At 66.3% G+C, this 13,217-nt stretch carries 13 protein-coding genes, 1 tRNA gene and 1 pseudogene; 5 read left to right on the top strand and 10 right to left on the bottom strand.

The window, feature by feature from the left end:
- The 3 genes and pseudogenes from ROTAS13_RS09710 to ROTAS13_RS09700 all read left to right on the top strand — a co-directional run.
- Positions 1-363 (top strand): annotated as a pseudogene (locus tag ROTAS13_RS09710) (4-(cytidine 5'-diphospho)-2-C-methyl-D-erythritol kinase); the annotation flags it as partial.
- 120 nt (positions 364-483) lie between these two features.
- Positions 484-558, top strand: a tRNA-Gln gene (locus ROTAS13_RS09705).
- Between the two features lie 136 nt (positions 559-694).
- Positions 695-2,317, top strand: a complete 1,623-nt coding sequence (locus ROTAS13_RS09700) for a tyrosine-type recombinase/integrase (protein ID WP_171979068.1) — start codon at positions 695-697, stop codon at positions 2,315-2,317.
- On the opposite strand, the gene ROTAS13_RS27765 is transcribed toward ROTAS13_RS09700, so the two are convergent.
- The 6 genes from ROTAS13_RS27765 to ROTAS13_RS09670 all read right to left on the bottom strand — a co-directional run bounded on the left by ROTAS13_RS27765 (position 2,292) and on the right by ROTAS13_RS09670 (position 7,888).
- Positions 2,292-2,738: a BRO family protein gene (locus tag ROTAS13_RS27765; protein ID WP_256371390.1), complete on the bottom strand. Its 447-nt coding sequence runs from the start codon at positions 2,736-2,738 to the stop codon at positions 2,292-2,294. The two genes, ROTAS13_RS09700 and ROTAS13_RS27765, sit on opposite strands and share 26 nt — an antisense overlap.
- On the bottom strand, positions 2,677-2,871 hold the full coding sequence (locus tag ROTAS13_RS28580) for a BRO family protein (RefSeq protein ID WP_075822204.1): 195 nt from the start codon (positions 2,869-2,871) through the stop codon (positions 2,677-2,679). Before ROTAS13_RS28580 ends, ROTAS13_RS27765 begins: the two co-directional genes overlap by 62 nt.
- Before the next feature lie 210 nt (positions 2,872-3,081).
- Positions 3,082-4,437, bottom strand: a complete 1,356-nt coding sequence (locus ROTAS13_RS09685; protein ID WP_139323305.1) for a hypothetical protein — start codon at positions 4,435-4,437, stop codon at positions 3,082-3,084.
- Positions 4,438-5,712: 1,275 nt separating this feature from the next.
- A complete protein-coding gene (locus ROTAS13_RS09680; RefSeq protein WP_075822202.1) occupies positions 5,713-6,168 on the bottom strand; it encodes a hypothetical protein in 456 nt (151 codons plus the stop codon).
- Between the two features lie 232 nt (positions 6,169-6,400).
- Positions 6,401-7,159: a recombinase family protein gene (locus ROTAS13_RS09675; protein ID WP_075822201.1), complete on the bottom strand. Its 759-nt coding sequence runs from the start codon at positions 7,157-7,159 to the stop codon at positions 6,401-6,403.
- A gap of 516 nt (positions 7,160-7,675) precedes the next feature.
- Entirely contained in the window at positions 7,676-7,888 is a 213-nt protein-coding gene (locus tag ROTAS13_RS09670; RefSeq protein ID WP_019459686.1) for a hypothetical protein, read from the bottom strand.
- Positions 7,889-8,090: 202 nt separating this feature from the next.
- Here ROTAS13_RS09670 and rpsD point away from each other — a divergent pair, with 202 nt between their 5' ends.
- Both rpsD and ROTAS13_RS09660 read left to right on the top strand, forming a co-directional pair.
- On the top strand, positions 8,091-8,708 hold the full coding sequence (gene rpsD / locus ROTAS13_RS09665; RefSeq protein ID WP_019459687.1) for a 30S ribosomal protein S4: 618 nt from the start codon (positions 8,091-8,093) through the stop codon (positions 8,706-8,708).
- 123 nt (positions 8,709-8,831) lie between these two features.
- On the top strand, positions 8,832-9,620 hold the full coding sequence (locus tag ROTAS13_RS09660) for a tryptophan-rich sensory protein (RefSeq protein WP_075822200.1): 789 nt from the start codon (positions 8,832-8,834) through the stop codon (positions 9,618-9,620).
- Between the two features lie 236 nt (positions 9,621-9,856).
- Here ROTAS13_RS09660 and grxD read toward each other — a convergent pair whose 3' ends face one another.
- The 4 genes from grxD to ROTAS13_RS09640 form a co-directional block, all read right to left on the bottom strand.
- On the bottom strand, positions 9,857-10,195 hold the full coding sequence (grxD, locus tag ROTAS13_RS09655) for a Grx4 family monothiol glutaredoxin (protein ID WP_019459689.1): 339 nt from the start codon (positions 10,193-10,195) through the stop codon (positions 9,857-9,859).
- Between the two features lie 10 nt (positions 10,196-10,205).
- Positions 10,206-10,439, bottom strand: coding sequence for a BolA family protein (locus ROTAS13_RS09650; protein ID WP_019459690.1), 234 nt, complete (start codon positions 10,437-10,439; stop codon positions 10,206-10,208).
- A 3-nt stretch (positions 10,440-10,442) separates the two neighbouring features.
- A complete protein-coding gene (gene purL, locus ROTAS13_RS09645) occupies positions 10,443-12,668 on the bottom strand; it encodes a phosphoribosylformylglycinamidine synthase subunit PurL (RefSeq protein WP_075822207.1) in 2,226 nt (741 codons plus the stop codon).
- A 74-nt stretch (positions 12,669-12,742) separates the two neighbouring features.
- Positions 12,743-13,217: hypothetical protein (locus ROTAS13_RS09640; protein WP_371329179.1), on the bottom strand; the 475-nt coding region annotated here is incomplete at its 5' end.

The following is a 13,217-nucleotide window of genomic DNA, read 5'->3' as shown; positions in this document are numbered from 1 at the left end:
GCCTATGGGCTGCTGCTGGCCAATCCGCGCATCCCCCTGTCCACGCCCGCCGTGTTCCGTGCCCGGGCGCCCGGCTCCACGCCTCCGGCGGAACTGCCCGCATCCTGGTCCAGTGTCCGGGCCATGGCCGAGGATCTCCGGCGCTGCACGAACGATCTGGAGGCCCCGGCACGAGAGCTCTGCCCCGCCGTGACGGAGGTGCTCTCGGCGATCGCCAGCCGGAAGGACTGTCTGTTGGCGCGGATGAGCGGTTCCGGCGCGACCTGCTTCGGCCTCTTTCCCGATCCGGCCATGGCCCAGGCGGCGGCCGAGAGCCTGCCCTCCGCCTGGTGGCGCTGGGGCGGGGCGCCCGCAGAAGGCTGAGTCGTGGCCTGCTGCTGCGACGCGGTGGAAAGAAACCCGGACCGGGAGGTCTTTACGGACCCCCTGGGCTCCGATTATCTCCCTCCCCACGCGAAAGCCCGGCTCGCAAGGGCCTGCTACTGGGGCGTAGCCAAGCGGTAAGGCAGCGGTTTTTGGTACCGCCATTCCCAGGTTCGAATCCTGGCGCCCCAACCATCTCCTGATTTTTCAAGCAAAATCATCATACTAGATGCCTGTCACAGCTTGGTCCGTTTAAGGCCGCTGTGATAGCCTGACTGTGATGTCCAGATGGGTCTCCCCGGCTCCCACTTCCACAGGTGAGCCGCTCGACATGAACAACCTTCAGCGGGCCAAGGGAGGCACCTATTATGTGCGTCTCGATATCCCCGAGAGCCGCGTGCGTGACGCTGGACGGGCCTTTGCGACGCCATCAGGGCGCAAGACTGAGATCATCCGCTCTCTCCGAACCACGCTCTATCAGGAGGCATTGGAGCGCCGTGGTCCCGCCCTGGAAGCCATCCGGGCCGAAGTAAACGAGAGGCTCGCCATGGTTCGCTTGCCGCCGCTCGGTGGCGACTGGACTGCCGACTGGATGAAGCGGGCCGAGGAGCGCCGGAGGGAGCTTCAGCGTGCCTCTCGGGAGGAGCCAGGGCACGATCTACTCAGTGCCTATGACGAGACGCTGAATGAGACCATTGAAGAGGCGCGAGAGTTAGAGAGCCGGGTCAGTGACACCGCCTCCACCGCCTTTCTGCGCCGTGCCACATCAAACGATCTGACAATCCGGGATGCCTTTGATCGCTGGATCAAGGCGTTCGATGGCGTGAGAGCCAACCAGACCCTCATGCAGCACCGGCAGGCGTTGAAGTTGCTTGGGGAGTTCTTAACCACGCAGGGCTTTCCGGGAGACGATCCTTTGACCAGCGTCGGAATGGATGCGGTGCGGGGGATGCTCGCAGGCGAGTGGCGCGAATGGCTCTCGGATAGCGGTAGGCATCCAAGGACCGTGGCACGCCTCCTATCCTCCATGTCCAGCTTTTGGTCCTGGGCTGTGGACGAGCGCCATTACGCCACAACGAACCCGTGGACAGGCAAAGCGAAGGGGCTGAAGGAGCGTGCTGCCAAACTCTCCAAGGGCAAGCCGCCGAAGCGAGCCTATACGGCTGCCGAACTGGTGGCCCTCCTCCGATCCGATCCAAACGAGGGGCGGCGATGGGGTTATGGCCCCGCTATGTTTGATCTTGTCCGTCTTGGCCTGCTGACGGGCGCCCGGCTGGATGAGATATGCTCCCTGACTTTGGGAGACGTAGCGCCCGACTGCTCAGCCATCACCATCCGCGAGGGCAAGACCGCGAACGCCTCGCGCACCATCCCTGTCCACGAGTTGGCCCAAGGCGTGCTCCGGACCCGCGTTGCAGAGGCACAGGCACGAAAGGCCCAGGGCACGGCTGATCCTAAAGACCCCGATGTCCTGTTCGCGGAATGCCCTGCCGGTGGCCCCGACAGTAAACGAGGATGGACAGCCTCCAAACGGTTCACGGAGTTCCGTCGCATCGTCCTGCCCCAAGCTGAGCGGACGGACTTCCATTCGCTTCGCCGCTCCGTGGCTACCCATCTAGAGGCTGCCGAAGCCAAGGGAGGAGCCGCCTGCGTGCTGACGGTACGGCAGGACTTGGCGGGCCACTCGCGGAATGACCTCCTGGGCAGCGTTTATGTGGGCGCCGGAAGCACGCCTATGGATATCCGGAGAACCGCTATCCGGCAGATGGTGGACCTGGGCATGTCGGAGGATGTCCGTAAGGCGCTGGAAGAGACACAGGACCGGAGACCGCAGGTGGCGCGGAAGGAACGCTCCCGGCCCTATGCCGACCCACGCAACGTGCGGCGGGCAACGGTGGCGAAGAAGGGCCAAGCCGCGCCAAGCGGCGCTAGAAAGGCGGCGAAGGCGGGCTAAGGAGGGCATAGGCAGCGCCTCCATCCATCACCGACCATGACCGCGAGAGAGCGCGAAGGGGACGCAAGAGGCGCGGCCTGCCCCCTGCATCCCCCGTGCAAGCTAGACTATGACTAGTACCGCTCCGGCCTTGGGAACCGGGGGCTCCGCAAGCGTGCATCGGCTCCGCTGGCGCCGCAAGAGCCTTCTCCTCCCCCATGACATAGGCGCCATCCTTGCGGATCGCCGGAAGGACATCCCGCGTCACCCATTCTTGGAACTGGCGAGCCTCCGGCTTGTCGGATCGCATGATGAGCTTGTAGAGGCCGCTTTCGGAGATGAGGAGGCAACGGGAACTCCCGCGACCTACCTTAAACAGATTAAGGTTGGACGCACGGGTGACGGTCTGGCGCCGCAAGAGCCTTCTCCTCCCCCATAACATAGGCGCCATCCTTGCGGATCGCCGGGAGGACATCCCGCGTCACCCACTGCTGGAAGCTGGCAACCTCAGGGCGTTCCGTCTGGGCTCGCATGATGAGGCGGTAAAGCCCCGCCTCGCTGATGAAGCACCGCATCGGGTTGCCGCGAATACCCCCGAAAATTCCGAGGGTACGGGCATTAAGGGTCTGTCGATCAACGCCCTCCCCTAGACCGGCAAGGTAGTGGTTCACGCCCTTCCCAGAGATTAGCCCTCTGGGAACCACGCGCACATCATCAGGAGACAACCGCCATATCCTGCGCCCCTCAGTTCCCGCACAGCGGCATCCGAGGTCATCCCTCGGCTCTCACGCCCCTTCCACGACCTCCACCCGCCCATCCGCCCATGAGACCTTCAGCCGCACCGCACAGGGTGCCGAAGCCCTGAATGCCTCCACCGTGGCCGCCACAGCGCTCTCAGGCACCACGAGACCATCGTGCATCGGGAGGGCCAGCCAGCGCCGCCCCTGCGCCTCTCCCGCCGCCCACACGGCCTCCACGGCATCGGTGATGATGCTGGCCTCCATGCCGTTGAGCTTGGACAGCAGTAGCCTCTTCGGCTCAGCCAGGTCGCTCAGGGACGCCACGGCACGCCAGGGCTCCGCGAGGAACGGATAACGGGCGCAGACGGCTTCCCTGACGGCGCCATAGTCCTCCTGGGCTAGTGCCGGACTGTCGCTCAGCGTCTTCGGTGGCCACCGCTTCGCCGGGGGAGCGCCGTTGCCTAGGGTGATGACCGTGAATGCCTTGGCGGCATCACGAGAGACACCGGGGATGTCGTAGAGGTCTCCCGCAGGCCGGGGCAGCCCAAGGAGATGGTGAAGGAGGGTGAGATGGCTGGAACTCAGGTCCACCTCGGCCACCGCCTCGCCGTCTATGGTCATCTGTAGGCGCGTGGCCTCATTGGCGCTCTGGTAGCCCAGGACCCCGCCGAGAGCGGACCACCGGCCTCCCAGGTCCGTGGTGAGGACGAAGGTGCGGCGCCATCGTGGAACCACGCTGCACCCGGTGATGGGGGTGGTTGCGGCCCTCTCGTTGTGCCGCTCAATGCCCGCCAGGATGGCAGCAAAGGCAGGCTCCTGCGGATCGTAGGGGAGCGTCTCCGGTATCGCCCCATGCCGCTCAGCAACGCCCCTGAGCCGCAGCAATGGACCATCCTCGGCGGCGGCTTTCGGCACCACGCCAGCGAGACGAACACCGAAATGCTGCTTCACGTTGGCGGGGCTGATGCCATGCTCCTCGGCCAGCCTGAGAAGGGCAGGAGCGGGCCACAGGCGCGAGGCGGCGCCCATGTAGTGCTGCCGGGCTGCCAGCCCTCCACTGTCCCGCCCATAGCGGATACCGGGCTGGCGGTGGCACAGCGCCGAAGCCACGAGACCTTCCAAGGCGCCTTCGAACTGGCGGGACATGTGCCCTGTTTCCTTCACGGCTTCCTTGGCCGTCCTGACCTTGGCGAACCCTGGCGACGTGCCACCCCATCGGCGCAGGACGCTGCCTGTCAATGCCGTCAGAGACCGGACGAACTCTGGCTGAGCCTTTCCGCGTGCCCTTCGCCTACCTCCGGCCTGCGATGCCTCGTGCGTCTCCACATGCCCCGTAACGGCCTTCAAGAGTCCATGGGCGGCTTCCGTCAGCGCCAGGGTCCTCGGGTCCCACTCGTTCATTTGCTGGCTCAGGAGCAGCCGCATGGCCCCTGTGGGGGTGACACCGGACGGCAAGGGGAGTGGAGGTTCAGCCCAGGTCCCTGAGGCGTAGGGCAACGTTCCGGATGCCTCGGCCACCGCAGGGAGGAGCATGGCGGTGTCTTCGGTCATAGAGGCTTCGCTGAATGGTGGAGGGTGATGGTTAGCATAAGGTCATAACTGTGCCTATTACCCTCGGTGTCGGTGGTGCCTCTCATGACCTTAAGAGACCCATGAGGACCTGGGAGCTTAAGAGCGTAAGAGGACCCAGGTGGTCATGGGCGAGACCATCATAGATCAACAACAATGATCCCGCTCATGGATGCTAAGGAGGTCTCTGGCGCCCTCTTGTCTCACGAGCGCCAGAGCATCTTTATTCGGTTATCCTCTTGGAATGTGATCTATATACAACAGTTGCAGATATACAACACAATCCGATGCCCAATTCAATGCTGGGCCACGATGCGCGGAGGCGCCTCTCGCTCATGAGAGCCCCGCTGCATCCCGTTTCTGACGACTTCAAGGTTGCCGGGGCGCAGGTCCAGGCTATCGCCATTTCGGAAGCGCAATACGCAGCCCTTCGGAACAGCGATCCCCGACCATGCTGCAACGATCCTGGCAAGGAACGCTCTCCGCTTTCCTTCTGCGCCCTCGATCCTTCGCGCCGCTAAGGCTCCGCTGGCAACGAAGAACCCACCGTCGCCGTTAGGTCCCGCAGTCCAGCACGCCGCCTCAGCCTCCTTCAGTCTCTCCCAATGCTCTTGACGCAGCAGCATCCGTGCCCCGCCGAGGTCTCGCATCGCAGGGGTGCCGGAAAGCCCCACGAGAACGCAGGCTTCTCCCTGGCTGGTGGTATCATCAGCAGGGAAGGCGAGCACGGGCAGGACGGTGGGGTTTAGGTTCCGCTGCCCTCTTCTTCTGCGTACCTTGGGCGCCGCTGGTGGCGCGGCTTGCGCCGCTTCTGAGGCGCGGCTGGGCGTGCTCGGGGCGTGCGTGGTCAAGCCGCCGATAGTCGCGGTGGTCATAAAGTTCTCTCTCTGGTTGTCGATTAATGATGACGATGATGGGGGACTGAGCGCGGCCAAGGCGCCTATGGAAGCGCCTCGGATCACGCCATGACGCGCTAAGGACCGGGCGCCGCTTCTGAGGCGCGGCTGGGCGCAGGAGGCTCCCGGAACCCTAGAAGCACGTCCATTTGCAGAGGGGTCTCCCGGCCCTCCACGAATGCGAGGAAGGCCCTGGCAGCGAAGGCGGGCATTATGCGGCCTGCTGATATGCCGTGGCCTGCTCAGGTTGGCTCATGGCGCCTAGGGCTCGGTCAGCCAGCTTCAGCGCCGCCACCCACTCGCCATCGTCCCACATCGCCTCGTAGAAGGCTGACACAGCCCAGAAGGCGGCCTTGGTGGCATCGTCAAAGCCATACTCGGTCATATCGCCATCGACCGCTTCCCAGGCATCCAGGGCAGCCGCAAGCCTCTCGGCATCCCCCCGGCCCTCGTGGGCTTCCTGAGCCGCCTGAAAGACCTCCTCTAGCCGCCTGTCGCCGGGGCGTGCCGCCAGGTACGCAGGCAGGACTTCGGCCACGCGGGAGGCCACGAGGGAAACCAGGGCTCTGTGGCTTGGGGAGGCAGCACGCTCCCTGCATCGGTCCACGAAGCCGGGGAGCTTGGCGGCAAAGGGGACGGGGGCGTCACTGAAGTCGATGGAGGGCATAGGAGGTTCCTTGGCGCTCTATGGAGCCGCTCAGCGGCCTATGGCGCTCCCTATGCGTAACAACGACTGAATACACAGACAATACTCTTAAGTCATCATCCCCTGTGTCATCTTCATCAACACCCGATGTGAGAATGATACGAGACAGGTATCCGAAGTAATGATGTCGAGCCGTATTGCTGTCTTGCTGTCAATTTCGCCAACCATCCTCTCAGAAGCCACAGAACAGCCCTCAGGACGCCTCAGCATCTCGCGCCCTCGCCAATACCCGCCGCACAGCCGTAGCCGTCCACGAGCCTCTACGGGGCGCCTGCGGGCCTCTCTGGTTCAGGGCGTTGGCGATGGCATTGAGGCTGGTGATCCCCTCGTCCCTGAGCGCCTCAATGGCCGGGAGCACGCGGAAGGCGGCTTGATCGGCTGCGTTGACGCGGGCCTCTGCTGCTGCGGCGGCGGCCTTCTGGATGGTCTCGGGGCTCGCGATGCGATGCCCACGCCAGCCACCGAGCTTCACGCCGCGTGCCTTGGCAGCCGCGAGAGCATCCTTGGTCCTCTGGCTGATCAAGCCCGCCTCTAGCTCTGCCACCGCCGCCCACTGTGTCAGCATGAATTTGCCCGCTGGCCCCGCCGGGATCGCAGGCAGATCAAGGAAGACAACGCCAGCGTCACCCGTGCCTTCCACGATGGAGAGAAGGAAGCGGGTATTGCGGGCCAGCCGGTCCAGTTTGGCGACAAGCAACGTGGCACCCGTCCTCCGGCAGCGCTCTAGGGCCTTGGCAAGCTCTGGCCGGTCATTGGCCTTGCCGGTCTCCACCTCCACGAAGATCGGGCTCAGGAGCCTGTCGCCGGGCTTCAGGTAGGCGTGGATGGCTGCCTGCTGAGCTTCCAGCCCAAGCCCGCTACGGCCCTGCTGAGCCGTGGAGACGCGGCAGTAGGCGACGAAGGCGCGGCTTGGCGCCGCTTTGAAGGATCGGGGGGGCTGGCTCGTGGTCATAAGTCGATTCTCTCGTGCAGCCCTTACCATGTCAACAACATACTACGTTCGTAGTATCGTGAAGACATAAGTGATGGGTGGGGCTCCGGCTCTCGTTGGAAGCCGTAACGTCCCTAGGCTGGGAAACGGCCCCCAAGGGGGTTCTCAGGAACTCGCTTCAAAAAGAATGCCTAAAGCCCGTTGTTGTCGTTGTTGTTCTCCCCGCCCTCCGGGGTACGGCTCAGGAAACCTCGTGCCCCCTGATGCATCCCATGGGGGTTGCAAGAACCCGCCAGCGAACGGGGGTGGCCTTGCGAAGTACTCCCCCCGCCTCCCCGGTGGGGCTGCTGTCGGGGCTTCCGGGATGCAAGGGCAGTCTGTAGGCTAGAGGCTGCCGGAGCGGCTAACTGTATCACAGCCGGGGCACAGGCATTAACTGTGATAGTTTTGTTGGGAATTAATCAGGAAGAACAGGTTTTTACCGGCTGTGAGCCCTAGGGTCCTGGCGCCCCAACCAGCGATCGTATCTCCGGATGTCTAGCGCATGGGCTCCAGCCGAGTGGCGAGGCGACGGGCCAGGGCATAGCCCAGCATGCCGGCGACCGGCGCGGCCGGAAGGGCCAGCAACCAGCCGATATGGGCGCCCTGCACCACCATGCCGAGGCCGATGCCGAACATCGTCCCGCCGGTCAGGCAGCCGAGGACCCCGGCGGTCAGGCCGAGGATCAGGATCTCTTCGCGTCTCACCATCGTATCCCAGCAGGTGCAGGAAGCCTGCCGCTTTGACAAGCGGGGGTTTGACAAGGGGGTGGCACGCCGTTAAGGGGCGCCCTCCTTCCTGGGAATGTGGACGTGGCGTTCTGCCGCGCGCCCGCTTCCGGCCTTTCGGGGCCGGGGGACTACCGGGACAAAACTGGCCCACCGGGCCATCGAAGACGAAAGGACCCGCCGCATGACGAAGCGCGCGGAAAGCAAGTACAAGATCAATCGCCGCCTCGGCGTGAACCTCTGGGGCCGTGCGAAGTCCCCGATCGCGAAGCGCGAGTACGGCCCCGGCCAGCACGGCCAGCGCCGCAAGCAGAAGCCGACCGATTTCGGCATCCAGCTGATGGCGAAGCAGAAGCTGAAGGGCTACTACGGCAACATCGGCGAGAAGCAGTTCCGCAAGTATTACGAGGAGGCCGTGCGCCGCAAGGGCGACACCTCCGAGAACCTGATCGAGCTGCTGGAGCGCCGCCTGGACGCCGTGGTGTACCGCATGAAGCTGGCGGTGACGCCCTTCGCGGCCCGCCAGTTCGTCAACCACGGCCACCTGCTGGTGAACGGCAAGCGCGTGAACATCCCCTCCTATCTCGTAAAGGACGGCGACGTCATCGAGGTGAAGGAGAAGTCCAAGCAGCTGACCGCCGTGCTCGACGCCGCGCAGTCCGGCGAGCGTGACGTGCCGGAATATGTGCAGATCGACCACCGCCAGATGAAGGGCTCCTTCATCCGCGCGCCGAAGCTGGGCGATGTGCCGTACCCGGTGCAGATGGAGCCGAACCTGGTCATCGAGTTCTACTCGCGCTGATCCTTTCGCCTCACAGGTAACCCTTTCGGGCCTCCTGCCGAACGCCGCCACTGGGAACGAACCCCCGGGGGCGGCGTTTCGCGTTTCTGGAGTAAGCTTTGTGCCTTCCCGGGAGAATCGCCTGTGCCGAGTGAGCAGACCCGACGTGTTCTGGCCCTGATCCTGCCGCTGGTGCAGATCGTCGTGGGGCTCCTGCCGCTGGTGGGGGTGGGGACTTCCATGGCGGTGGTGTCGGGGAGCAGCCAGACGCCAGTGGTGCCGGCGAACTATGCCTTCCCCATCATGTGGACGGTGCTTTTCGCGCTCTCGCTGGCCTATGGCGTCTGGCAGATCCTGCCGATGAACCATGCGGACCCGCTGCTGAGCCGCGTCGGCTGGCCGCTGGTCGGGGTCTTCGCGCTGAACACGCTGTGGGAGGCAGTGGCGCAGTTCAGCGGGCGGAACGGGTTCTTCCTGGTGGCGATCATGCTGCTGAACGTCGTTTGCGCCCTGGCGGCCTTCTTCCTGGCGCGGCGTGGGGTGGAGCCTTCGCGCAGCGGGCGCTGGCTGGTGCTGCCGCTGACCGGTCTGATGGCGGGATGGCTGACGGCCGCCTGCTTCGCGAACATCTCCGGGGCCGCGCGGGTGGCGGGGATTATCCCGGTGGAGGGGATGGTGGCCACGGTGGCGGCGGTGCTGCTGCTGCTGGCGGCCGGGGGCTTCGCCGCGGCGGTGGTCTGGGCAGCCAGGGGCAGCGTCTGGTACCTGGGCGGCGTCGGCTGGGCACTGGTGGCCGTGGTGGTGGCCAATCTGGGGGCGAACCAACTGGATGTGCTGGCGGCGCTGGCGGCCGCGGTGATGCTGGCCCTGGTGGTAGGCGTGGCCTGGACCCGGCGGGTGCCGGGGCGGCGGGGCAGGCAGCTCGGCGCCTGAGGGAAGGTGCTGGCGCTCCAGCCGCAGGACACGGAAGGGATGGAGGGCGGCCTGGACGGGGCGTGTTTCCCCGCCGGGTGCCGGTGCGTTGCCGGAGCGGGGTTTTCGTTCCGTGTTGGTTACGGAGCCGGTGGGAGAGTCGGTATCCGGACAAAAGAAACCCCGGCGAGGGCGGACCCTGCCGGGGTTTGCTTTGGCGCCGGGATGGGTGAGGCTTCCGGCTTTCCGGGGAGGTTTCAGGCCGCCTGCCCGGTGGGGATGTTCTTGTCCTGGAGCAAGGTCTGGAGCTCGCCAGACTGGAACATCTCCATGATGATGTCGCAGCCGCCGACGAACTCGCCCTGGACATAGAGCTGGGGGATGGTCGGCCAGTTGGTGAAGGCCTTGATGCCCTCGCGCAGCTCGGGATCGGCCAGAACGTTCACGCCCTTGAAGGGCACGCCCACATGGCTGAGGATCTGGACCACGCGGGCGGAGAAGCCGCACTGCGGGAAGGCCGGGGTGCCCTTCATGTAGAGGACCACCGGGTTCTCGGTGATCTCCTGCTGGATGCGGGCGCTGGTGGCGTCGCTCATGGGGTTCCTTTCAATCGGGGGCGGAGGTCTGCAGGGCGAGGGCGTGGAGTTCGCCCCCCATGCGGCCCCGCAGCGCGGCGTAGACGAGCTGGTGCTGCTGGACGCGGGACTTGCCGCGAAAGGCCTCGGACACGACGGTGGCGGCGTAGTGGTCGCCGTCGCCCGCCAGGTCCTCGATGGTCACGCGGGCGTCCGGGATGGCGGCGCGGATCAGCGCCTCGATCTCGGCTTGCTCCATGGCCATGGGTCAGTTCCCCTCCATCAGTGCGGGCAGGGTAGCCTCATTGGCGGCCCGCAGCGAAGCCACGGATATGGCGGTGCCGTCCGGGAGAACCAAGTCCTTCTCGCCCGTCTCCCCCAGGATCGTGGCGGGGATGCCGGCGGCCTGGGCGGCGGCGAGGAGGGGCTGGGCGTCGGCGGTGGCGACGACGTAGCGGGACTGGTCCTCGCCGAACCAGAAGGCATGGGCGGGGATGGAGCCCGCCACGTCGCGCAGGCGGAGGCCGGTGCCGGTTTCCATCAGCATTTCCGCGATCGTGACCAGGAGGCCGCCATCGGCGCAATCATGGGCGGCCTGGATGCGGCCTTCGGTGATCTGGGTGCGGAGGAAGTCGCCGGTGCGGCGCTCGGTGGTGAGGTCCACGGGCGGGGGGGCGCCGTCCTCGCGGCCCGCGATCTCCCGCAGCCAGAGGGATTGGCCCAGGTGGCCGGTGGTGGCGCCCAGGAGGACGAGGGTGGCGTTGGCGGGGGCGGCGAGGCGGGTGGCCTTCGCCACGTCCTCCAGCACGCCCACCGCGCCGATGGCGGGGGTGGGGAGGATGGGGCGGCCCTCGGTCTCGTTGTAGAGGGAGACGTTGCCGCTCACGACCGGGAAGTCCAGCGCCTTGCAGGCGGCGGCCATGCCGCGGACGGCGCTGGCGAACTGGCCCATGATCTCCGGCTTCTCGGGGTTGCCGAAGTTCATGTTGTCGGTGATCGCGAGGGGGAGGGCGCCGGTCGCGGTGAGGTTGCGCCAGGCCTCGGCCACGGCCTGGGTGCCGCCCATCTCCGGATCGGCCAGGACGTAGCGCGGGGTGCAGTCGGTGGTGATGGCCAGCGCGCGGGTGCCCTCGCCCACGCGGACCACCGCCGCATCGGCGGCGCCGGGGCGGCGGGTGGTGTTGCCGCCGACGGTGGCGTCGTACTGGTCCCAGATCCAGCGGCGGGAGCAGAGATCCGGGCTGGCGACGAGGGTCTGCAGGGCCTCACCGATGGTGGTGGGGTTGGGGATATCGGCCGCGTTCAGCGTGGGCTGCTTCGGCGTTTCGGCGGTGGGGCGGCGGTAGAGGGGGGCCTCGGATTCCAAGGGGGCGAGGGGGATGTCGGCCTCGACCTGGCCCTTGTGCCTGACCACGATGCGGCCGGTGTCGGTGATGTGGCCGACAACCGCGAAGTCGAGTTCCCACTTGCGGAAGATGTTTTCCGCGATGTGCTCGACGCCGGGGCGGAGGACGATCAGCATGCGCTCCTGCGATTCGGAGAGCATCATCTCGTAGGCGGTCATGCCGTCCTCGCGCTGCGGGACGTTGTCGAGGTTCATCTCGATGCCCACGCCGCCCTTGCCGGCCATTTCGACGCCGGAGGAGGTGAGGCCGGCGGCGCCCATGTCCTGGATCGCGACGATGGCGTCGGTGGCCATGAGCTCCAGGCAGGCCTCGATCAGCAGCTTCTCCGCGAAGGGGTCGCCGATCTGGACGGTGGGGCGCTTTTCCTCGCTGTCCGCGTTGAATTCCGCGCTGGACATGGTGGCGCCGTGGATGCCGTCGCGGCCGGTCTTGCTGCCGACATAGACCACGGGGTTGCCGATGCCGGCGGCGGCGGAGAGGAAGATCCGGTCCTTTGGCGCGATGCCCACGGTCATGGCGTTGACCAGGGGGTTGCCGTCGTAGCGGGGGTGGAAGTTCACCTCGCCGCCCACCGTGGGCACGCCGACGCAGTTGCCGTAGCCGCCGATGCCGCGGACGACGCCGTCGAGGACGCGCTTCGTCACCGGGTTCTTCGGCGAGCCGAAGCGGAGGGCGTTGAGGTTGGCGATGGGACGGGCGCCCATGGTGAAGACGTCGCGCAGGATGCCGCCCACGCCGGTCGCCGCACCCTGGTAGGGCTCGATGAAGCTCGGGTGGTTGTGGGATTCCATCTTGAAGATGGCGGCCAGCCCTTCGCCGATGTCGATGACGCCGGCGTTCTCGCCTGGGCCGTGGATGACCCAGGGGGCCTTGGTCGGAAGCTCCTTCAGCCAGACGCGGCTGGATTTGTAGGAGCAGTGTTCCGACCACATCACCGAGAAGATCCCGAGCTCGGTCATGGAGGGCTGGCGGCCGAGGATGGCGAGGACACGCTCGAACTCATCCGGCTTCAGGCCGAATTCCGCGGCGAGCTGCTTGGCACGCTCCGGCGCCAGTGGGGCCGGGGCGAGGGGGGCGAGGCTGGACATGTTCGCCTTGTGGGAAGGCGCGGGCGCGATGTCCAGGGGCTCGCGCATCGGGGGAGGGTTGCCGGGACGGGTGCTCATGGCCAGGCGTGGCGGAGGTGGTTGGGGAGGCGGGCACGGCCGCCAGCGGTGCGGTGGAGGGCGGCGAGGGTTTTCAGCCAGTTCCGGTAGGCGGTGAGGGTGCCGTAGCGCGTTGGAAAGGGCGGGATTTTCACCCGGCGCAGGGTTTCGGACAAATCCGGGTCCGGGAGGAGCCAGGGCGGGCCGGGGAGAGCGGAGCGGAGGCCGAGGCGGCGGGCGAGGAGGATGAGGCGCAGGCCGAGGATGCGGTAGGCGCGGCGGGCGGCGCGGCAGATGCGATGCTCGATGGCGCGGAGGGGGTGATTGGGGTGGGTTTCGGCCAGGAGGGTGAGGAGGCGGGTCCAGAGGCCGCTGTGGGTGAGGCGGCGGAAGTAGCGGGCGATGGTGGCGGGGTTGCCGTAGTGTGGCGGGAGGGCGCGCCAGGGGTCCTGTCTCTTGATCACATCTACGCACAGCTCCACCGTAAGGCGA

Source organism: Roseomonas sp. TAS13, from assembly GCF_001950415.1.
In the GTDB taxonomy this organism is placed as follows: domain Bacteria; phylum Pseudomonadota; class Alphaproteobacteria; order Acetobacterales; family Acetobacteraceae; genus Roseomonas; species Roseomonas mucosa.
Note: the sequence above shows the minus strand (reverse complement) of the source record. Positions and strands in the feature narration are given on the sequence as shown.

Excerpts from the sequence above, each read along its gene's own strand:
- ROTAS13_RS09700 (WP_171979068.1), top strand. The coding sequence starts at position 695 with ATGAACAACCTTCAGCGGGCCAAGGGAGGCACCTATTATGTGCGTCTC.
- ROTAS13_RS27765 (WP_256371390.1), bottom strand. The coding sequence starts at position 2,738 with ATGTTATGGGGGAGGAGAAGGCTCTTGCGGCGCCAGACCGTCACCCGT.
- ROTAS13_RS28580 (WP_075822204.1), bottom strand. The coding sequence starts at position 2,871 with ATGCGGTGCTTCATCAGCGAGGCGGGGCTTTACCGCCTCATCATGCGA.
- ROTAS13_RS09685 (WP_139323305.1), bottom strand. The coding sequence starts at position 4,437 with ATGAACGAGTGGGACCCGAGGACCCTGGCGCTGACGGAAGCCGCCCAT.
- ROTAS13_RS09680 (WP_075822202.1), bottom strand. The coding sequence starts at position 6,168 with ATGCCCTCCATCGACTTCAGTGACGCCCCCGTCCCCTTTGCCGCCAAG.
- ROTAS13_RS09675 (WP_075822201.1), bottom strand. The coding sequence starts at position 7,159 with ATGACCACGAGCCAGCCCCCCCGATCCTTCAAAGCGGCGCCAAGCCGC.
- ROTAS13_RS09670 (WP_019459686.1), bottom strand. The coding sequence starts at position 7,888 with ATGGTGAGACGCGAAGAGATCCTGATCCTCGGCCTGACCGCCGGGGTC.
- rpsD (WP_019459687.1), top strand. The coding sequence starts at position 8,091 with ATGACGAAGCGCGCGGAAAGCAAGTACAAGATCAATCGCCGCCTCGGC.
- grxD (WP_019459689.1), bottom strand. The coding sequence starts at position 10,195 with ATGAGCGACGCCACCAGCGCCCGCATCCAGCAGGAGATCACCGAGAAC.
- ROTAS13_RS09650 (WP_019459690.1), bottom strand. The coding sequence starts at position 10,439 with ATGGCCATGGAGCAAGCCGAGATCGAGGCGCTGATCCGCGCCGCCATC.
- purL (WP_075822207.1), bottom strand. The coding sequence starts at position 12,668 with ATGTCCAGCCTCGCCCCCCTCGCCCCGGCCCCACTGGCGCCGGAGCGT.